This window comes from Halobacillus sp. Marseille-Q1614 (assembly GCF_902809865.1).
Taxonomy (GTDB): Bacteria; Bacillota; Bacilli; order Bacillales; family Halobacillaceae; genus Halobacillus_A.
Genome location: NZ_CADDWH010000001.1, coordinates 2,503,258 through 2,524,201 on the forward strand (window position 1 = coordinate 2,503,258; position 20,944 = coordinate 2,524,201).

Consider the following 20,944-nt stretch of genomic DNA (forward strand, 5'->3'; position numbering starts at 1 on the left):
TTTCTTATCAAGGTTAGAACTACATGCTATGATATTCATTTTCCCCTCGAACTTTCTCTCCTTTTTCTGCGGCTTTTTATGCATACAAAAAAGCTCTTACGGGAATGCCCGGTAAGAGCTTAACGCTGCCGATAATGTCTCACAGCTCTTTATTTAGATTTCGACCTCTTCGTTGTATGCCTTATATTATATAGCTGCGGGTTCGAAGACCGCACGCTTTCCGTGCCCAACAGACGCGGGGTCTCGGATCGCCCGTTTTTCCACAGAAGCCTCGAAGGATTCGATCCCTTCGCCTCGCCCTAAAAGACTCTCCTGCATCTAACTACTAAATATCTTTTAACTAATTGTCTACGGAAGGTTCAGCTGCCACGAGATCCCAAACTGATCAACAATCCAGGCAAACTTCCGGCTGAAAGAGTAATCGTCCAGCGGCATTAATTTATCCCCGCCTTCTCCCAAACTGCTGTAAAGCTGATCAATCTCTTTTTCACTCTCGCAAGTAAGAAATATGGAAAACGAAGGCGTAAAAGTAAACTCATGATGCACATGGCTGTCAATACACATGAACTCCTGTCCTTTTAATGAGAAGATCGCCTGCATAACACTTCCCTCTTTACCGACCTCTTCAGATCCATAACGGGTGATTTCCTTAATTTTAGAGTCTTCCACTAAAGTTGTATAGAAATTCATCGCTTCTTCAGCCTGTCCCTGAAACATCAGAAATGGCGTAACTTTTTCCACCTTATCCGCTCCTTATAAATAATAGTCATCTATTCGTCCATTATATCAAGAAAGCGGTAACATCCATATCTAAATTCGCTTACTATTATTTTACAAAAATATTTCATTTGGTCTGATAAGGTTTGGTTCCGCTTGCTTAGTAGGTTCTGCAAATCTAAAGAGGATAGCCTCAGGCTGTCGAGAAAGTCACAACAGGTTTTTTTTATATAGTTTTCTGTTAAAGCCTAGCGTAGCAGGCAGGATTCCATTGGCCATAAAAGGGGAGAAATGGGTCGGGAACCACCTCACTTTCCACGGGGAAGACGGCAATCCTCCTCGGGCTTTTAAGCCCTGCGGGGGCTAGCCAGTCTTGCATTTCCCGCAGGAGTCTCGCTGCCTCCCTCCCCATTACGAAGAGAAAGGAATGGAATCCTATTCATGTGAGAAGAGGAGTAAGCTGACTTTTCACCTGGTACATCGCATCCTTAAGAGTTCAGGCTCCATGAAGAGAGCTAATAGAACGAGAGAGAAAAACTTATGAGGATAAGGGCGAAAGGAAACGGTGAGATTCCTAAAAGGCGAAGCCTTAAGGAAGCTCACCGTACGCCCATGGAAAGCGATCCGTTTCCCGGAGCCCTTCGCTGCATCTTATCCTTTGAAAGGAAGTCGGTCGTTTAAAAAACACGTGGTTTCTCTACAAGCTGAGGCTATCCTCAAGTTAAAGAGGATAGCCTTTTTATCATTCATATTCGCTTGCATTTTTCACTTCAAGTACTACATTATCAATTGTAATATCATGTTCCTTACTTAGTTTCCCCATCAAAAATTTAAGCGAAGCCTGGTCATCAGCCGTCATATCAAACTCAAAATCAAAGCGCTGTTTGTCTTCATTTACAGCAACTACTTCATTGAAATAACGGTGATAATTGTCATTTTCAAGGGTAACTTCAATATCTCTTGCCACACTGGAACTCGCGTCAAAAGAGAGAACATAAGTGATTCCTTTCGATAACGAAAGACCTTTTTGTTCCATAAGAACACTCCAGGCTTCATTCCCGCCCTCTTGAATATCTACATTCAGCACACCTTCGTCAGTTGAAACATTCGCTTGCGCATCGAAGTGAATATATTCAGTCCAATGGTCTAGACCTGATGAAAAATCACCATTTTTTAATGGATAAAGCTCAATGTCGCTGGATGTTTGAATCATTCTTACATTATCTAAATAGACGTCACCAGGCTGACCGCCGACCATAAACGTCAACTGTCCTTTTGGAGCGGATTCCGGCATGGTAAATTCTACAGTATGATTTTCCATTTCTTCGGTTAGTGTGATCGCTTCGCTCTTATAGATTTCTCTGCCATCTTCACTTACTAAATCTACTTCGATGGTTTTGTTTTGCTCTGCTCTTGCGTTAAATGTCAGTTCATAATCTTCCCCTTTTTCCAATGGGATCCCTGATTGTTTTAACTGAACATCTTCAGGATTTACACCTTCTTTTAGAATATCAACTTGCATTTCTCGTTGTTCTTCAGAAACGCTCATTTCAGCGTAAGACTGCTCTGATGTCACAAGTTCCCAGTAGCTGGTTCTTGTCATATCCCCCTGATCAAAAGTTCCATTATAAATGAGATTTCCATCCGCTAAAGGCGGCTTTGAGTTATTCTCCTCATATTCCCCCGTGATATTTTCGACTCGGACATTTCCAATCCAGACAGGTGCCGTTCCGTTGCTTCCCATATTAAACTCTATGCGAGCGCCTAGATCTGTATCTTGGTTTAGGGTAAAAGTATATTCATAGGACTGAACTTGATCACTAAGCTCAATCGTTTTCTCTCCGGAATAATTAGCAAATCCTCTTTCTTCTCCACCGGAAATCTTCGTCATCATATTACGATTGGTATCAGATTTCGCATCAAAAGTAACTCGATACGTATTACCTTCAAGAATCGCAAGCTTTTGAATCAGCTGCAGAGACCAGAGAGCATTGCCCGGATTACCCACATTTGTTTTTGCAAAAGGAATGCCGTCTAGCTCTTCCTTCTCAATGGTGCCGTTCCCTTGAAAGTCCGGCAGCTGGACAAGATTCCAATAATTCTCGTTAAACGTATCTTCATGCTGATCGATTATTGTAAAAGGCTCATTATACTCGTTATCATAAATTAAGTTTCCATCTTCTAATGGCTGTTTGGCATCTTCCGGCAGCTCATCTTTTACAACAACAGGTTCTACAGGCTCTTTATAATCACGACCTGTAAGCTCATAGGCTCTTACATAGTCTACTTCCATTTTTCCAGGAAACTCTGTAGATTCATCCGGATTGCCGCCATACCAGCCGCCAACCGCTAGATTCATAATTAAATAGAATTCCTGGTCAAATGGAGCAGGGAAAGCATATTTATCAGACTGGTTCATCCCTTTACCAAACCAATTATCTAATGTTTGATATAATTCTCCATCAACGTACCAGCGTATTTCTCCTGGTTCCCATTCAACAGAGTACGTATGGAAGTCGGTGTAATCTTCTCCTTCAGGAAAATGGTACTCGGTTCCTTTGTAAGTATTATTCGGATATTCCTCTCCGTAATGAATCGTACCGCCGATTTTACTCGTATCTTTTCCGGCTGCTTCCATAATATCGATCTCACCGGAAACCGGCCAGTCCCCATAAACTCCATCTTCAGGCATCATCCAGAAGGCCGGCCAATAGCCTTGACCTTCAGGCAGCTTCATTCTTGCTTCGAATTTTCCGTACTTTTGGCTGAAAAGCCCTTTGGATGTTAACTTAGCTGAAGTATAGTCGTAACTTCCAAATGAGTCACTGACAGGTTCCTCTTCTTCTTTAGCCTCGATGACCAGTTTACCGTCTTCGATATAAGAGTTATCTGATGAATCGGTGTAATACTGTAATTCGTTGTTGCCCCAGCCCGGAGAGATTCCCTCGCCATTTTCGTCTACAAGCCAGTTTCCAGTATCATGCGACCACTTCGATTGATCAATTTCGCTAGATATGAACTCATCGGACCATACGAGAGACCAGTCTGATTCCTTTTGGTCCGCATCCACGATAACGACTTTGTTTAAGTCCGAGTTAACGGATTTCACTTTATTCTGAAGCTTTTCATCAATATAGAGCGTGCCGCTGACTTTCGTATTTTTCAAGATGATGTTTCCCGGATCGGCACCTTCAGTAATAAAAAGATCACCATTGATTGAGGTGTTTTCTAAAGAAACATCAGAATGATTGATCCAGGCATTTCCTTTAATATGCTGATCTGCGTACGTCCATTGCTTATAAAAGTAGCCCTGGATAAGGGAGTCGACCATTAAAATCGCATCGATCCGCTTTAATGGATGGTTTGAACCTTCCTCCCATTCGCTTGTAAAGGATTCAGGTAATAAAGATTGAAGAATATTTACCGCTGCCGCCTGTTTAATGGCCGCCTTCTCGTTCTTTTCTATGAACCCGGCATCTTTAGAGAATTCAAGTATACGCTCACTGCTGATATTGAACAAATTCCCAAGCAGTACGGCATATTCTGCATAAGTCATCTCTGCATTTTCATTCTTGTTCTGATTCAGCTCCGCAAGCAGCCCTCTGTCTTTCCAATACTCGACCCTTTCATCTGCCTTGTCATTCTCTGCATAGACAGGCAGTGACATAACTTGAAAAACAACAGTTAACGTTAAAAGGACAACTAAGAGTTTTTTCAAAATACTCCTCCTTAAAATTGAATTCTCCCAATTAGGAAACCGGTTGCGTTAATATCGAAAAAAATTAGGTTATCTCAAACCTTTGCTTTTCAATAGTATTCTTATACCAATAATAGCTTTCTTTCCTTGTTCTTTCGAATGTTTCAAAGTTGACATGAATGATGCCAAATCTTTTCTCGTATCCTTCTGCCCACTCGAAGTTATCAAGCAGTGACCAGACGATATATCCTTTAATCGACACCCCTGCTTTTATGGCTCTGTACAAAGAAGTTAAGTGCTGTTTTAAGTAGTCAATCCGTTCCTGATCGTTGACTTTGCCGTCTTCCACTCCGTGATTATAGCAGGCACCATTTTCTGTAATGTAAATAGGAATGTCCCCATACGTTTCTTTTAGATCCGTCAGGGCTTTATAAAAACCATCCGCGTAAATCGGCCATCCTATATCTGTTTGACGGTAGTCAAGAGGAATCTCTTCCACTTGAAACAATCCTGCGTTTTCCTGATGACGTCCCAGGCTGCCTGTATAATAATTAATGCCCATGAAATCAATAGGCTGCGAAATAAGCTCAAGGTCTCCTTCTTCAATTTTTAAAAAGGCGTTCTGCTTTTCAAACAGTAGGATGAGCTCTTCTGGATATGATCCTTTGAATACAGGGTCCATAAACCATTCTTTCTGCCATAGCATGCCGCGGCGGCACGCATCCTGATCCTCCACGTCCGCACTAAAAGGTTCCAGCCAGCCGATATTTGGTGCATATCCGATTTCTCCATCAGGTACGATCTCTCTAAAAGACTGAACAGCTTTCCCATGGGCGGTCAATAGATGATGTGATACATCAACCGCTGCCTGCAAGTCCTTTTTTCCGGGAGCATGAATCCCTAAGTAATTCGATAGAAAGGAAGCACACCATGGTTCATTAATGGTAATCCAGCTTTTCACCTGACCTCCGAACTCTTTGAACATAGCCTCAGCATACTCTTCAAAAGCAACGATAGTGGCACGGTTCTCCCAGCCTCCCCTATCTTGAAGAGTTTGAGGGAGATCCCAGTGATAGAGCGTAATCATTGGTTTAATATTATGATTGAGCAGCTCCTCAATCAAGCTACGGTAATAGGCGACACCCTTTTCATTCAAGCTTCCTGTTCCTTCAGGCATCACTCTCGACCAGGAAATCGAGAAACGATAGAGGTCCACTCCAAGCTCCTTTAAATGCTGGATATCCTCTTTATATAAGTGGTAACTGTTACAGGCTTGATCCCCGTGGTCTCCATTTTTTACGTTTCCCGGAGTATGCGAGAAAGTATCCCATATTGAAGGACTTCTCCCGTCTTCATGAGCCGCTCCTTCAATCTGATAGGAAGCGGTGGCCGCTCCCCACTTTAATTCATTTGAAAATTCTATTGTTGTCATTCGATAACCTCCATTACTAGCGTGTAAGAGGAAACCTAACTTTCTATACTGGATGATCGAATTACAAGTTCTGGATCCACTTTTACCGGGTGAATATTATTGTTTCCTTGAATGAGATCATTCAGCATATTAGCAGCCAGCTTCCCTAATTTCTGTTTATCCTGCTTGACGGTGGTAAGCGGCGGATCACTGTATCGGCAGGCTTCAATATCGTCGCAGCCGATTAATTGAATATCTTCAGGCACAGACATCCCTTTTTCTTTAATTGCTTTAAGAGCTCCAAGCGCCATCATGTCCGATGCAGCAAAAACAGCTTGAGGTAATTCTTTCTCCTGCAATATTTCTTTCATAGCTGTATAGCCGCTTTCCTCGAAGAAATCTCCAAATTTTATCCACTCGTCTTTTATAGACAGTCCAAATTGCTCCATCGCATCGACAAAGCCCTGATTACGAATGCCTGCTACAAGAGAATCCTGTTTCCCGCCAATATAAGCAATCTTTCTTATTTGATTTAAGTAGAAGAACTCTACAACTTTTAATCCTATTTTCGCATTATCCGTCATAATATAGCTCGATTTCGGCCCGTCGAGCTTAAGGTCGATGCCGATGCAAGGAATATCACTTTCGGCAATCTCAAGGATTTCCTCTTCTATTTCATCGCCCGCAATAATCAGGCAGCCATCAACGTGGAAATGCTTACACCTTTCCAAATACTGACTTTCCCCCTGATAAAATTTCTCGTTGGAAAATAAGAGAAGGTCATATCCTTGGGCACCGACTGTTTTCTTAAAAGTGTTCACAACCTCATTGAAAAATGGGTGTTTAAAGTCTACATTGATTTTCCCTGCATAAATCAAGCCTATTAAATTTGATTTCTTAGTGGCTAAAGACTTCGCAGAGAAAGTCGGCTGATATTTTGTATCTTTAATGATTTTATATACTTTGTCTCTTGTTGCTTCGCTGATGCCGCCATAGTTGTTGATAATTTTTGACACAGTAGCAGGAGATACACCAGCCATTTTTGCAATATCCCGTATAGTTAAATCCATCTCTTTACATCTCCTTAAGGAACCGCCATCTCAATAACTTATTGTATCAACAATCGGCTAGAGTAGCATCGCTTATTTAATCGAACCTTCCGTAATACTGGAAATAAACCATTTGTTGAAAATAAGGAAAATCACAATCAATGGAACCGTTGCCCAGAATACACCTGAAAGCAGCATTCCAAAATCAACCCGAAAAGCATTGTTTAATGAAGCGAGCGCCACTTGTAATGTATAAGAAGAGGGATCGCGCAGAACCGTGAACTGCCATAAAAATTCTCCCCATACGAGGGTAAACACTATAATTCCAAGCGTAGCAAAGGCCGGTTTAATAATCGGCAGTACAATGCTTCGGTAAATTCTAAAGTTCGAGCATCCATCTAATTTGGCAGCTTCTATCAGTTCATCTGGTACAGATTCGCTGATATACTGCCGCATTAGAAAAATTCCCAACGGGTTTAATAAGAATAATACTCCCGCACCAAACAATGTATCGAGCCACCCTAATTGAGAGATCAAGTAGTATTGCGGAATCAGCCCTAATTGAGGCGGGATCACCATCGTTAGGAGAATACAGATAAACAAAAAGTTTTTCCCGGGAAACGAAAATTTAGCAAATGCAAACCCGGAAAGCGAACTGATCAGCAATACAACAACCGTTACGCTTGTACATAGCAGGATTGTATTCCACATCGCCTGAAAAAACGGAATCGTATCCAATACCTTCTGAAAGTTTTCTACAAGCATAGTGCCAGGCACCAGTGTAGGCGGAATGGAATTATACGCAGCGCTGGGCTGTGTGGCCATTACCAGCATCCAGTAAAATGGAAAAATTGATAGAATTGATGCAATCCCTAAAGTAATGTACACCGGAATGTTTCCAGGCTTAAATATTTTTTTTCGATGCTGTTCCATAGTTTAAGCCCCTTTCTTTCTGCGGCCGGCCCCTGATGTTAACCAAGTATTGAGCGCAGCAGCTCCAACGATTATAATCAGGAGCAGCACTGCTGTAGCTGAGGCAGTACCAAATGAACCTAAGCTGAATGCATCTCGGTATAAGTACATAACAACCGTCATCGCTTCATCACGTGTAAAAGCAGATCCGCCTAGAAATACAGTAGGCTCAGCAAATAACTGAAGTGCACCTACAGTTGACATGAATACTGTCAGTAAAATAAATGGTTTTAATAAAGGAATAGTAATATGAATAAACTGCTGAACTTTATTCGCTCCATCAATTGTCGCTGCTTCATACAAATGCTTCGGAATACTTTGCAGGCCTGCCAAGTAAATAATCGTGTTATAGCCTACCCACCGCCAGAAGACCATCAGTGAAATTGCAAATTTGGCTCCCCACTCAGACGTCTTCCAGCTTACCGGATCAATGCCGAACCAGCCGATCACATAGTTAGCAAGCGCTGTTTCATTGCTGCTGAAAAATACTCCAAATACTAACGCCACGGCTACCATAGAGGTAATGTATGGCATAAAGATCGTAACTCTGAAAAAGTTCGTAAACCGGATCGCCGCCATGTTAAGAAAACAAGCCAAAATTAAGCCGACAATCAGCTGAGGGGCTGTCCCCATCAGGCCAATAATGACGGTATTGTACAAGGATTTCCAAAATAAAGGATCCTGAAGGACAATCGTAAAGTTACTAAGACCAACAAAATCCATTTCTCCAAGACCATTCCACTCCTGAAATGCCAGAACAATACTAAAAACGGCAGGATAAAGACCAATTATTCCAAAAATGATAAAGAAAGGAGCAACATACAAATAACCAGAGAGCATATCCTTCTTTTTCTCAGACATTTTGCTGACTTTTGAAGAGGAGACATACTGCTGTTTCTCTACACTTTCCAATTTTCTACCTCCTGACATAGTAAAGGCCAGATTAAGAAATCATCCGGCCTCCCTTGTACTTATCTCTGCAGTAAGCCTTCAATACGTTCTACAGCATCCTGCCACTCTTTCTCTGGATCTCCGCCTTCCTGAACATTTCTTAGAGCCATTAATACTTCATTGTTAACTGTTACATATTTAGGTCCTTTGTAAACTTCCGGAATCTCTTTGGCCGCTTCTGCAAAATATGCGGCTGTATTTTGACCGCCGAAATATTCATCAGAGTTAGTCTTGAATTCTTCCATCTCATACACTTCAGGTGTAGAAGGGAACAGACCGTTTTCCGTAAAGGACTTCATTTGATTCTCTGGTGAAAGGAGCCACTTGGCAAATTCATAAGCTTCTTCACTGTGTTCTGTTTCTGCCGGAATGGATACATAAGATCCTCCCCAGTTACCAGCAAACTTCTCAGGCAGAGTGGTCACTCTCCATTTACCGGAAGCTTCCGGAGCATTCTCTGTCATGTAGCCTTTAAGCCAAGCGGGCGCCATTTCAACTGCGAAATCTCCTTTATTTAGAGCATTAGCCCATTCAGGTGTCCACATTTCATAGTCGCCGACATATCCTTCTTCGTTTAAACTAACCGCGTAATCGTAAGCATCTTTTACGCCGTTACCTTCTTCATTGATCAATAAATCTCCATCACGATTAAAATAACTTTCTTCAAGTGCATCCATATTGGCACGAAACGCCATTTCCATACTATCCACCATTGGTTTATCCGCAGCCTCTAACACTTTATCGGCAGCATCCGCGAAAGCTTCAGGTGATGAAATTAATTCACTGACTTCATCTGGATCTGTAGGAAGCCCAGCTTTTTCAAACACTTCTGTATGATAGTACATTGCTTTTGGTCCGATATCAGTTGGAAGTCCAAAAAGGAAATCTCCTTCTCCGTTTTCTGCCACGTTCCACTTCCACTCTAAGTATTGATCCTGAATTTCGTCAGCCTCTAAGTCATACAAATTAACAAACCGTTCCTGTGCTTCCCTGTACCTGTCGAGCTGATCTACTTCAATCATTGTAAGATCAGGAGCGCCTGTCCCTGCTGATATAGCAGTAAAAAGACTGTTATGATGATCTTCTAATTCAGATTTTTTAATATTAATTTTTACATCAGGATTTTCTTCCTCGTAAGCCTTCGCTAACTCTTCATAATTCGTTGCTCCAAACACCCAGAAATCTAAAGTTACATTTCCTTCTCCTGAAGCCGAATCATCTCCGCTGCAGGCAAAAAGAAACGCGCTTATACTTAGCAGCAGCACTAAAAGCAAACTTTTCTTCAATCTCATTTAAGCCTTCCCCTTCCAATTTTTCACTCAAAAAACAACAACTTCCAAATTAACGAAACCGGTTTCCTAAAACTCTAAAAAAAATCAATTAATTTGAAAACTTAAGTTGATTATAAGGTGTAATGTATTCGTTTTCAAAAACTTTTTTATAAATATTTTTAAAATTCATCAAATTTTAAGTAAACCGGTTTCCTACACAAGGATCCCTTTAAGCACATTAATTGTTATGACAACTATGTAAACGCTAACATTTTCTTAAAAAATTATGTACCTTTTCGTCTTATGGTGTTATAATGAGAGTGTGAAAAAGATAAAAAAATTAAATAAACAGCTTAGGTGGCTCAACCATCGTAAATTCGTTTCCAAAACGAATAAAATGATGGTCATAAAAGGGAACACAACCTGTGGAGAGGAATGGGGAAACGCCCTTATATCAGGCCATCCAGATAGGCTCTGCATGCTAAAAGCACTGTAGAGAGAGCTCGTTTTACCATTTAACTTGTAAGACGATGACCTCAATAGGAATGAATATCCCACCCTAAAGAGGTAGTTTAACATTTAAGTGTACTCTTGCAAGGATACATCATCCTTTATCAAGGTATGGTGAAAAAATTAGACTTAACCACTGACTGGAGGAAACGAATTCTTAGGGAATTATCCTTCGAGGTATAGTTTAAAAATATGTAAGATCACGGATGATTCTTACATGGTTGGGTCACCTAAGTTGTTTAACGTTTTCCTGACATCACTTTTGTGATGTCAGGATTTTTTATAGTCTTTATTAATCTTCATTGATTTTTCTTATATATAATTAAGACCTAACGTGTAATGAGTTCACGGTCGTTTAGAGGCTGGACAGGTCGATGGTTATCAGAATAAATCTGCTCGAATAATTGGATTTGTTCTTTAGAAAGTTCAAGGGGTTCTTCATAGATTATCCAATGTACTCCCTCCGTACAAGGAGGTGTGGTAAGGGAACCTCCGTATTGAAACGTTGTTTGATCTTCAGGCAGCAAACTTGAAGCATCCAATGAATATTCCAGGCCCGATTTTTCATCTGTCTGTTCAGAAGGCAGTTCATCCCAGAATTCAGCTAAAGCATCGTTCTTCTCCCCCTCCTCCATCATCACTCCAAGAACCGCTGATTTCCCACTTTCACTTTCATGTACCAGATGGAGTTCCATAGCGTAGGACTGGTCATTAAATAAGTGTTCACTTGGTGTATGGAAGTGAAATTGCTTAAGTTGATATTCCTCTCCATCAATGACGATATTATTATTTGAACTTGCTGCTTCTGCTTGGATAGTATGACCGTTATTTACTAAGGTGAAGGAGGATTCTTGATAATTAGTTTTGATGCTTTCCATTTCGTCCTTTTTAACGGTTTGAGAGAAATCTATATTAATAGGTGATTGTTCTTCTCCTTCTGCACAGGCCGAGTATTCAGGGGCGATCTCCCCCCAATGCTCAGGTCCTGTCTCCCCTTGGTAAGACCATTTTGCAGGCTCTAAATTCTCTTCCTCCCCGGAGCCTTGCTCTTCTTTTTGAGGCGCTCCCGTTTCTCTCGTCTGTTCCTGGCACCCTGCGATTCCAAAACTAATCGATATCGCCATAAATGGATAAGCGAGCTTCTTAGACATTAAGTATTCATCTCCTTTTTACTTCAGTTAATTTATTCCAAATCCAATTAATCACTTGCTTCCCCTCTTTCATAAAAAAATAATCTAGACTTTAGGATCAAAAGTTTAAAAGCATATAAAAAAGGATCACATGAAGTGATCCTTTTATTTCGCTTCTTGCTGTGTCAGCTGGTCTGGCTGCTTCGTTAAAGTAAAGAATAAGACCAGCCCTATAAATGAAGTACTAAATAAAATAGCGCCCATTGGTACAGCCGTTGTCTCGTCAATCCCAACAAGAGGGGAAACGAACGATCCGAACAATAACGGGAGCATCCCTAATACGGCACTTGCACTTCCAGCTCGATGCCCCTGTTTTTCCATGGCAAGGGTAAACGTACTCGTTAAGACCATTCCCATCGAAGTCATATAGATAAAGATCGGGATAACGATTGAGGCCAGCGGTCCTTTTACTATCGTCATGGTTAAAAGAACAGAGGTCGCTGTGACTGCAATAATTACCGCTGTTTTAAGCAATGTCCGCTCATGAATAATCCCGCCTAACCTTCCGATAATAAAGCTCCCTGAAATAATCGCCAATCCATTTATTCCAAATAAGATACTGAACACCTGGGGTGATACTCCGTAAATCTCCTGATAGACAAACGGAGTTCCCGATACATATGCAAAGCTTCCACCATGGACAAATCCGATCGTCAGGGCATAGCCAATAAATGAACGATCTTTAAAAAGGCTTCCAATGGTACGGACTGAACTGCCGACTGAGCTCGGAATTCGATTCTCCGGCGGCAATGTTTCCGGTAACTTCATCGTAACTGTTAAAACAATTAACAGCCCAAGTAAGCTAAGCGTGTAAAATATCGACTGCCAGTTTGAAAATGGTAGGAGAAGAATCGCTCCACCAGCCATTGGAGCAATCATCGGCGCTGTTGCATTGATCACCATTAATAATGCAAAGAATTTAGTAAGCTCTCTTCCTGAAAATACATCACGAACAACAGCACGAGAAAGAACAACCCCCGCTGAAGCAGTGAAGCCTTGGAGGAAACGAGCGGCGACTAAAATCGTAATATTCGGCGCCAGCGCACAAAGGAGAGAAGAAAGTGCAAATAATAATAACGAAATGATTAATGGCTTCCTTCTTCCTTGAGCATCACTGATCGGACCTACTACAATCTGACCGACCGCCAGTCCAATTAAACAAGTCGTTAAACTGAGCTGCACAAGCGAAGCGCTGGCTTCTAGATCACTCGCAATTCCTGGGAAACTCGGCAGATACATATCTATATTTAAAGGACCTAAAATCCCAAGCATACCGAGCAGAAAAGCCAGCGCTAAACGCTCTTTTCCTGTTGGATTATGAATCATAATATAAAAACACCTTTCCTGCCAATCTATTAGTAATAAGCCCTCAGTAAATCTACCATTTTTATAAGACTTTTAAACTCGCTGGCCAATATTTAAAATATTACCACAATCGATGGTAATATTTAGATTTCATTTTTAAACTGTAAAAAAATACAGGATTATATTACTAATCCTATATCATCATCCACCCACTCCCAAGACGCATCCTCTTTTTTTACCTCTCATTGCGAAATTCATCTCCCAGGAAATATGTCCCAACCTCTCCCCTTTTGCATTTACAATCATTAACAGTTTCTTAAAAATGAGCTCCTATAATAGCAAGTGTTACATACATGAGAAAGGAGCAGATCGAATGACAGAAAAAAGATCAATGGATCAATTAATTCAGCAGCTGAATGAACAAACGTTAGCAAAAGATTTAGGCCGCAGAGATTTTATTCATGGGGCGGGAAAAATTGCCGGGATTTCTCTTGGAATGGTCATTGCCCAATCCTTAGGCAGTGTACACGTAAAAGCTGAAGAGAATTTTACAAACTATCCTTTTACACTGGGTGTAGCTTCAGGAGACCCTCTGCATGACAGTGTTGTATTATGGACGAGATTAGCTGTAGACCCGCTAAATGGCGGCGGGATGCCGAACCGCAATATTGCGGTTAAATGGGAAATAGCCACAGATGATCATTTCAGGAATGTTGTTCAAAGAGGATCAGAAATCGCTATGTCTGAATTGGCACATTCTGTCCATGCTGAGGTTGAAAACCTTAAGCCTGACACGGTTTATTACTATCGTTTTAAAGCCGGGCAGGACTTCAGTCCAACGGGCAAAACTAAAACGCTCCCGGCCCCCGGCACACCTGTATCGAGTCTTGCTTTTGCTTTTGCTTCCTGTCAGCAGTATGAACACGGCTATTACACAGCTTATAAGCATATGGCAAAAGAAGAGCTCGACCTCGTCTTTCACCTCGGAGACTATATATATGAATATGGTCCAAACGAATATGTAGCAGGCACAGGGAATGTAAGAATGCACAAAGGTCCAGAAATTAGAACATTGGAAGACTATCGAAACCGTCATGCTCAGTATCGATCCGATAAGGATCTGCAATCAGCTCATGCAGCTTTTCCATGGGTCGTCACGTGGGATGACCATGAAGTAGAAAATAATTATGCAGACCAGATTCCGGAGAAAGGACAATCTGTAGAAGAATTCGTGAAACGCAGAATTGCGGCCTACCAGGCATATTACGAGCATATGCCCCTGCGCAGATCCTCCATGCCTCATGGACCAGATATGAAATTATACCGGAACTTTTCTTACGGGGATTTAGCTGACTTTTATGTATTAGATACTCGTCAATACCGCTCGGATCAAGCCAATGGCGATAAAAGCTCTCCGCAGACTGAAGAGTCCCTTGACCCATCACGCACACTTCTCGGAGAAAAACAGGAGAAATGGCTGCTCGATAGCCTTCAGCAGTCCCACTCTCAGTGGAATGTATTGGCTCAGCAAATTTTCTTTGCTAAACGCAACTACGGGCCAAGCCCGGAAGACCCATTATACAGCATGGATGGGTGGGATGGTTACACACCAGCTCGCGAGCGGATAACCAATTTTGCCGGCAATAAAAACCTGAACAATTTAATCGTCTTAACAGGAGATGTACATGCCAACTGGGCATCTAACTTATTAGCAGATTTTGATGATTTAAAATCCCGTATTCTCGGTGCTGAGTTTGTCGGTACTTCCATCACATCCGGCGGCAATGGTGCTGATAAACGGGCAGATACAGACCGGATCCTTGAGCAGAACCAGCATATTAAATTTTTTAACGATTACCGGGGTTACGTCCGCTGCGAAGTCACTCCTTCACAGTGGAAAACAGACTACCGCGTTATTCCATTTGTAACTCAGCCGGGAGCTGATATATCTACAAGAGCATCCTTCGTTTATGAAAAAGATCAGGAAGGACTCAAGGAAATATCAGCTGCCATCGTCCCACAAGGAAAGCAGTCGTCTAATGAAGTAGAGATGGACCGCTATGAAGCCCATGATAAAGCACATAAGATCCAGTCAGAAAAACAAAAGCAGCTGAACTTAACACAATAAGAGGAGGACCTTATTTATGCTGACAAACATTGGTATCCCAGGTTTAATTTTAATCCTGGTCATTGCCCTGATTATATTCGGACCATCTAAGCTCCCGGAAATCGGCCGTGCCTTCGGCAAAACGTTAACAGAGTTTAAAAATGCTTCCCACGACTTGATTTCTGGTGATGGAAAAGATAAGGGGCAGGCAGATGATCTTTCTGAAAACAAGAAGCAGAATAATTCAGCAGGATAGAATTCACAGCATGGGAGGAACAAGTCGTGGATGGTAAAAACCTGCAGCTCATCGGGCATTTAGAAGAGCTTCGGAACCGGATTATTCTTACGCTCCTGTCGTTTATCGGATTTGTAGTGATTGGGTTTATTTTCGTAAAGCCTATTTACAGCTGGCTGATCAAGGATTTAAATACTAAGCTGGCAGTTCTTGGACCAAGTGAAATTCTGTGGGTTTACCTTATGATTGCTGCTGTAATTGCTATGGCTCTGACCATACCTGTGGCGGCTTTTCAAGTCTGGCGGTTCGTTTCACCCGCATTGAGCAGGAGGGAAAGGCAAATCACACTGCGATTCATCCCTCCCCTCTTCTTTCTTTTTCTGGCGGGGATAGCATTTGGCTACCTATTACTGTTTCCTATCGTGCTTGGTTTTTTATTGTCCTTGTCTGAAGGCCAGTTTGAAATGATGTTTACCGCTGATAAATATTTCCGCTTCATGCTAAGCCTTACCGTACCATTTGGACTGTTGTTTGAAATGCCGTTAGTCGTTCTGTTCCTGACACGGCTTGGGATTTTAAATCCGATACGCCTTAAAAAAGCAAGAAAGGTGTCTTACTTTATTCTGATCGTCGTATCCGTACTCATTACTCCGCCCGATTTTCTTTCAGACGTGCTGGTCATTGTACCCTTACTGCTTTTGTATGAAATCAGCATCACCTTATCGAGTGTTGTCTACAAAAAACAATTAAAGCTTTCAGCCGAACATTCAGCAGCTTAAAGGAGGCAAAGTAAATGAATACTAATAATATGAACCGACGTGATTTTTTAAAGGCAGGAGGAATTAGCACAGCAGCTATAGCTTTAAGCTCCACTGGGCTTCTATCTTTTAGTGAAAGCAAAGCGTTAGCTTCTCCTGGAAGTTCTAAGAAAGGATTTTCCGGATATGGACCGCTTGTAAAAGATCCAGGAGGTATCCTCAACCTGCCAAGAGGCTTCCAATACCGAATTATTTCTGAGGAAGGAAAATCTTTGTCTGATGGACGGCCCATCCCTGAAAAATTTGACGGCATGGCAGCTTTTCCTGGCTCCAATAACTCTACAATTCTTGTAAGAAATCATGAACTAGATGGAAATACGAAGTACCCTGTCATTGGGAAAAATCCATATCAAAAAGATCATACCGGCGGCACGACCACCCTTATCGTAGGCCCTGACCGCAAGATTAAGAAAGAGTACGTATCTTCTTCCGGGACGATACGAAATTGTGCAGGCGGCGCGACCCCTTGGGGAACGTGGCTCACATGTGAAGAAACGCTGGAAGAAGGCCATGGCTATGTCTTTGAAGTGGATCCAAACGATCCGGAAAATAAGCTGTCACGGACGCCGATTCGAGATATGGGTGCCTTTTCCCATGAAGCAACGGCGATTGATCCAGCTACAGGAATCGTTTATTTAACAGAAGATGCAGGACCAAGCTATCTGTACCGGTTTATCCCAAACGACCGCAGCCAAAGAATTGGCGCTCTTCAAAAAGGTGGTACGCTGCAGGCGGCCGCAATGGAAGAAATGAGCGCTGATCAAACGAGCGAATTCTATACCGGACAAAAATTTGGTATCGTATGGAAAGATGTGGACCCAGAAAAACCGACCTTAGAGGCCGGCCAGAAAGGCTGTATTCAATTCAGCCGTTTAGAAGGGGCTTATTTTGAAGGAGGGGTCTTCTGGTTCGATGACACATCTGCCGGCGACAAGGAATTAGGACGAGTCTACCGCTATATTCCATCGACCAATACACTCGAGCTGTTCTATGAATCAACGTCCAAGAACGATTTGGAAATGCCGGATAATATCTGTATTACCCCATGGGGAGATCTCTGGATAGCCGAAGATGGTGACGGAATTGACCGCATGATAGGAATGACACCTGAAGGAGAAACCTACGTCTTTGCGGAAAGTCGCTTGAACGATTCTGAACTGGCAGGACCAACTTTTTCAGCTAACGGAGATACCTTCTTTATGAATATTCAGACTCCCGGTCTTACTTTTGCCATCTGGGGACCTTTCGCTCGAAAAAATGCCGGCCGCAGAAGACAGATGGGACATGCAGCTCCACCTACACAATATGCACCGCAGCTATCTGATAAATTATCAGCTTTTGCAGAAGTGAATGGAATGTCCGATTTGGAAGCTGCCGCTTTTCAGCGTCATGGAATACCAATTAGCTAACATATAAGAATAAGAAAAGCCGGGCCGAAATTCGGCCCGGCTTTTCTTATCTTCAATAGCTCTTTTTAAGGAAGAGATGAGTAATACGTATGATGTTGTTAAAGTAAAGGTAATTTGAGACACTCCTGCTGAAGAACAGGCTGGCAAGACACCGCACAGTGAGGGCGGCTTTGTCAGGTCGTCCGCAGAAAGGGAACGAAATTACCTCGCCTTCCGCTAAGAAAATCAAAACTTTGAGACTGCGCAAAACATTACTGTGACTTTCGGTTAATTTTCAGTTATCAACCTTATCTTTCGTTCATGCTGGATCATCCATCTTTTCCTCGGCAGTCCTCCGCCATATCCTCCCAATTCTCCATTTGAGTTAATTACTCTATGGCAGGGAATGATAATGGCCAGTTGATTAGCTCCATTTGCACTTGCGACAGCACGATAAGCAGAAGGTTTTTCCAGCGATGCAGCCACCTCTGCATATGAACGGGTCACCCCTGCAGGTATCTCCCTCAATGCGTTCCATACTTGTTGTTGAAATGGAGAGCCCAGCATGTGTATAGGCGTTTTAAACGCCGTTAAGCTTCCTTCAAAGTAGTCAGTCAGCTCTTTTTCAATGGAATGCAAGATTTTTGTGGAGCCTGGAATGATTGCCGACTTTGTCTTTTGCCGCAAGAGTTCGATTTCTCGCTCCAGCCCTCGCCGCTGTACAAATTCTAATAAATATAGAGCCTGGTCATCTGCAACAGCTACCATAGGGCCAAGCTTTGTATCAATCCAGGAAGCCTTCAGTACGTTACACTCCTCTTGGAGCCCGGGCGGTGCTCCCATTATATTAGAAAACGCGTCCCTGAACCCGCTGCTGGATTCATAACCCGTTGTAATCTGGGTATCAATTACGGAATGGCCGGATCTTATCTGTTTAAAAGCCATTCCCATTCGTCTAGCCCTTGAATATTCCACAAAAGTCATACCAAACCTTTTTTTGAATTGTCTTCTGGCCGTTGAAGGATCAATGGAAAAAGCCTGAAGATCTTCGTCTTTCCATCGCTTCTCCGGTTCTTTTTCCACCGCATCCACTAAAGTTCGTACAACCTCGGAAACATGGTCTGGATGTGAGAGAGGCCGGCAACGTCTGCAGGGACGAAACGAAGCAAGAAGAGCTTGTTCTGCCGTTTCAAAAAACTCACAGTTTTCGAATTTTGGCTTTCTTGCAGGACAGGTTGGCCGGCAGAAGACACCTGTCGTCTTTACCCCTGCAAAAAAGACCCCTTCATATTCTGCTTTTCGATCAAGTAATGCCTGGTAGTATTCTTTTTCGACTTCTAAAGTAAGCATTGCCCTCCACCTCTTTCATATGCTGCTACCTTAATTATAATCGCTGGATAAATCAGCGCAGCCGAAAATCAGGCATTAATTTATCAATCTATTCATTTAAAAAGCATAGGTCCCTGCAGGAAGCCCATGCCATATCGTTTACTTTCGTTTTCCGAAGCTCATATGTTCATAACGTCCTCTAATCATTTGATATACGCCATAGAGGACTAAACCTAGCGCCACTAAACCTAACAGCACCTGGCCAAAAGGCTGCTTAGCTACTTCTGATAGTGCCCCATCCAGTCCTCTTGTTTTATCAGGATTATGCGTCAGGGCTGTTTGAATGATGAAAAAACCAATAAGGCCTAAAACAATGCCACGTGCGGTTAACCCCATTGTCCCAAATCTCTTGGCTGCTTTTTTCTCGTGCCTGCTCATTTCTCCCACTCGAAATTTATTTAAAAATTTCTGGCTGATACCGCCATACAATTCATAAATACCATATCCAATAGTGACAGCCCCAACCGCTCCGAGGATCCACGCACCTAAAGGCATTTCAAGAAGCCGTGCGGACATCGATTGTTTGGAGCCTCCTCCGTTTCCGGCATTCATTGCAATTTTAAAAGCATTAAAGGCCAGGGTTCCGTAAATAATTCCACTTACGAAATAACCGGTTCGGGCAATTAACCCAGTTACATCTGTTCCTTCGTTTGTCGGGTCTTTAATAGCTTTAATAAATACCCAGATAATATAAAAAGTCAATCCAATTCCGATCAGCCATAAAAGTGTATTCCCTAAAGGCATCGCAGCTAGAGATCTAAGCATTCCAGTCGTTCCTGTTGTTTTACCTCCTATACCGATGGCAGCCATAAAAGCAAGAAGTCCAACAAGGGAGTAAACCAGCCCTTTCGCCATATAACCAGCTCTCGCTAAACGTCTGACCCATGGCTTAATTTCTTCTTTTGCCTGTTCAGCTGTCATATTTCCAGTAGTATCCATACCCATTTCCTACGCCTCATTTCCTATGAAGTTCTCCCTTCCATCCTTCCCTTTATACTAAAAATAGAAACCCACTTGAAAGTTCCAGTTTAAAAGCTGATAAAAAAGGAATATATGCCTTTAGATACAATTACCAATCACTATATGAGGATAATACGAAAGGAATATGTTAAGGTTGGTTCATGCCTGAATTTAAGGAGTCTTTACTTTGGAATTACTTCCGATTATTAAAAATGCAGGATTTACACAAGCCCAGTTTACGGATAATGATGGAAATGACTGCAGTTTCTTATTAGAAACCATTCATTCGAATGATCAACTTTTTCACCATCTTAAAATTGTTCCCACAACGGTACAATACTTCCCCTTAGAAAGACACCCTTACCTTTATTGTATTGAAAAAGAAAAAACTTTGAAAATTAAGTTATTAAAACAGGTTCTTTAAAACCTCCTTTTTCATAAGACAAACATCCTCTCCTTATAGGTCTATTCACTCATTTGTTTGGAGGTTTTTATGTTTACTCTCAGTGATATCCCCATGTTTTTTGTGAATTTCTTTTTGATTCTGCCCATCGTAACCCTTGTCCATGAAGCAGGTCACGTATTTACGGCCAGGTTATTTGGCGGAAAAATAAAATTTTGTATAGGTACCGGAAAAACCCTTTTTAATATCGGGCCTTTAGAAATAAAGAAAAAGTATTTCATGGAGGGATGGTGCCAATATGAAGCTTTGTCCTATAACAAAACATGGGCTCATGTTTCTATTTATTTGGCAGGAAGTCTCTTTAACCTGATCGTCATATTAATTATGAATTATTTAATTACTATAGACGTATTGCCGGCGACGTTATTCTTTTATCAGTATGCCTATTTTTCTATTTACTTTATTTTCTTTTCCTTATTCCCTTATCGAAATGATGATGGAAAGCCGAGTGATGGCATGGCCATCCACGATGTCATTCGATACGGCAAAGCCGCGGATCCAATTGACTAAA

The 20,944-nt window shown here is 41.9% G+C and carries 17 protein-coding genes; 6 read left to right on the top strand and 11 right to left on the bottom strand.

Going from position 1 to position 20,944, the window contains the following annotated elements:
* Positions 1-348: 348 nt before the first annotated feature.
* The 9 genes from HUS26_RS12570 to HUS26_RS12610 form a co-directional block, all read right to left on the bottom strand.
* Positions 349-741, bottom strand: coding sequence for a VOC family protein (locus HUS26_RS12570; protein ID WP_173917481.1), 393 nt, complete (start codon positions 739-741; stop codon positions 349-351).
* A gap of 718 nt (positions 742-1,459) precedes the next feature.
* Positions 1,460-4,435, bottom strand: a complete 2,976-nt coding sequence (locus tag HUS26_RS12575) for a carbohydrate binding domain-containing protein (RefSeq protein ID WP_254434194.1) — start codon at positions 4,433-4,435, stop codon at positions 1,460-1,462.
* Positions 4,436-4,499: 64 nt separating this feature from the next.
* Positions 4,500-5,846 carry a GH1 family beta-glucosidase gene (locus HUS26_RS12580; RefSeq protein WP_173917482.1) on the bottom strand — a complete coding sequence of 449 codons (1,347 nt, stop codon included), beginning with the start codon at positions 5,844-5,846 and terminating at the stop codon, positions 4,500-4,502.
* Between the two features lie 35 nt (positions 5,847-5,881).
* The gene (locus HUS26_RS12585) at positions 5,882-6,895 is read right to left on the bottom strand and encodes a LacI family DNA-binding transcriptional regulator (protein ID WP_173917483.1); all 1,014 of its coding nucleotides are present in this window, start codon (positions 6,893-6,895) and stop codon (positions 5,882-5,884) included.
* Between the two features lie 72 nt (positions 6,896-6,967).
* Entirely contained in the window at positions 6,968-7,807 is an 840-nt protein-coding gene (locus HUS26_RS12590; RefSeq protein ID WP_173917484.1) for a carbohydrate ABC transporter permease, read from the bottom strand.
* Between the two features lie 3 nt (positions 7,808-7,810).
* Positions 7,811-8,707, bottom strand: coding sequence for a carbohydrate ABC transporter permease (locus HUS26_RS12595; RefSeq protein WP_173918838.1), 897 nt, complete (start codon positions 8,705-8,707; stop codon positions 7,811-7,813).
* Between the two features lie 110 nt (positions 8,708-8,817).
* Entirely contained in the window at positions 8,818-10,089 is a 1,272-nt protein-coding gene (locus HUS26_RS12600; protein WP_173917485.1) for an ABC transporter substrate-binding protein, read from the bottom strand.
* Positions 10,090-10,907: 818 nt separating this feature from the next.
* Positions 10,908-11,729 (bottom strand): carbonic anhydrase, encoded by an 822-nt coding sequence (locus tag HUS26_RS12605; protein ID WP_173917486.1) that lies wholly within the window; start codon positions 11,727-11,729, stop codon positions 10,908-10,910.
* Positions 11,730-11,873: 144 nt separating this feature from the next.
* Positions 11,874-13,094 (bottom strand): Bcr/CflA family efflux MFS transporter, encoded by a 1,221-nt coding sequence (locus HUS26_RS12610; protein ID WP_173917487.1) that lies wholly within the window; start codon positions 13,092-13,094, stop codon positions 11,874-11,876.
* Positions 13,095-13,446: 352 nt separating this feature from the next.
* Here HUS26_RS12610 and HUS26_RS12615 point away from each other — a divergent pair, with 352 nt between their 5' ends.
* The 4 genes from HUS26_RS12615 to HUS26_RS12630 are packed head-to-tail and all read left to right on the top strand — an operon-like array spanning position 13,447 to position 17,642.
* Positions 13,447-15,201: an alkaline phosphatase gene (locus tag HUS26_RS12615; protein WP_173917488.1), complete on the top strand. Its 1,755-nt coding sequence runs from the start codon at positions 13,447-13,449 to the stop codon at positions 15,199-15,201.
* A gap of 16 nt (positions 15,202-15,217) precedes the next feature.
* Complete coding sequence (gene tatA, locus HUS26_RS12620) at positions 15,218-15,436, top strand: twin-arginine translocase TatA/TatE family subunit (protein ID WP_173917489.1); 219 nt, start codon at positions 15,218-15,220, stop codon at positions 15,434-15,436.
* A gap of 26 nt (positions 15,437-15,462) precedes the next feature.
* Entirely contained in the window at positions 15,463-16,194 is a 732-nt protein-coding gene (tatC, locus tag HUS26_RS12625) for a twin-arginine translocase subunit TatC (protein WP_173917490.1), read from the top strand.
* Positions 16,195-16,208: 14 nt separating this feature from the next.
* Positions 16,209-17,642 carry an alkaline phosphatase PhoX gene (locus HUS26_RS12630; protein ID WP_173917491.1) on the top strand — a complete coding sequence of 478 codons (1,434 nt, stop codon included), beginning with the start codon at positions 16,209-16,211 and terminating at the stop codon, positions 17,640-17,642.
* A gap of 267 nt (positions 17,643-17,909) precedes the next feature.
* On the opposite strand, the gene HUS26_RS12635 is transcribed toward HUS26_RS12630, so the two are convergent.
* Together HUS26_RS12635 and HUS26_RS12640 are read right to left on the bottom strand one after the other, a co-directional pair.
* On the bottom strand, positions 17,910-18,971 hold the full coding sequence (locus tag HUS26_RS12635; RefSeq protein WP_173917492.1) for a bifunctional transcriptional activator/DNA repair enzyme AdaA: 1,062 nt from the start codon (positions 18,969-18,971) through the stop codon (positions 17,910-17,912).
* Positions 18,972-19,109: 138 nt separating this feature from the next.
* Positions 19,110-19,955: a DUF1206 domain-containing protein gene (locus HUS26_RS12640; RefSeq protein ID WP_371809586.1), complete on the bottom strand. Its 846-nt coding sequence runs from the start codon at positions 19,953-19,955 to the stop codon at positions 19,110-19,112.
* Between the two features lie 202 nt (positions 19,956-20,157).
* On the opposite strand from HUS26_RS12640, the gene HUS26_RS12645 reads away from it, so the two are divergent.
* Both HUS26_RS12645 and HUS26_RS12650 read left to right on the top strand, forming a co-directional pair.
* A complete protein-coding gene (locus HUS26_RS12645; protein ID WP_173917493.1) occupies positions 20,158-20,394 on the top strand; it encodes a hypothetical protein in 237 nt (78 codons plus the stop codon).
* Between the two features lie 69 nt (positions 20,395-20,463).
* Positions 20,464-20,943: a site-2 protease family protein gene (locus tag HUS26_RS12650; protein WP_173917494.1), complete on the top strand. Its 480-nt coding sequence runs from the start codon at positions 20,464-20,466 to the stop codon at positions 20,941-20,943.
* Position 20,944: the final 1 nt, after the last annotated feature.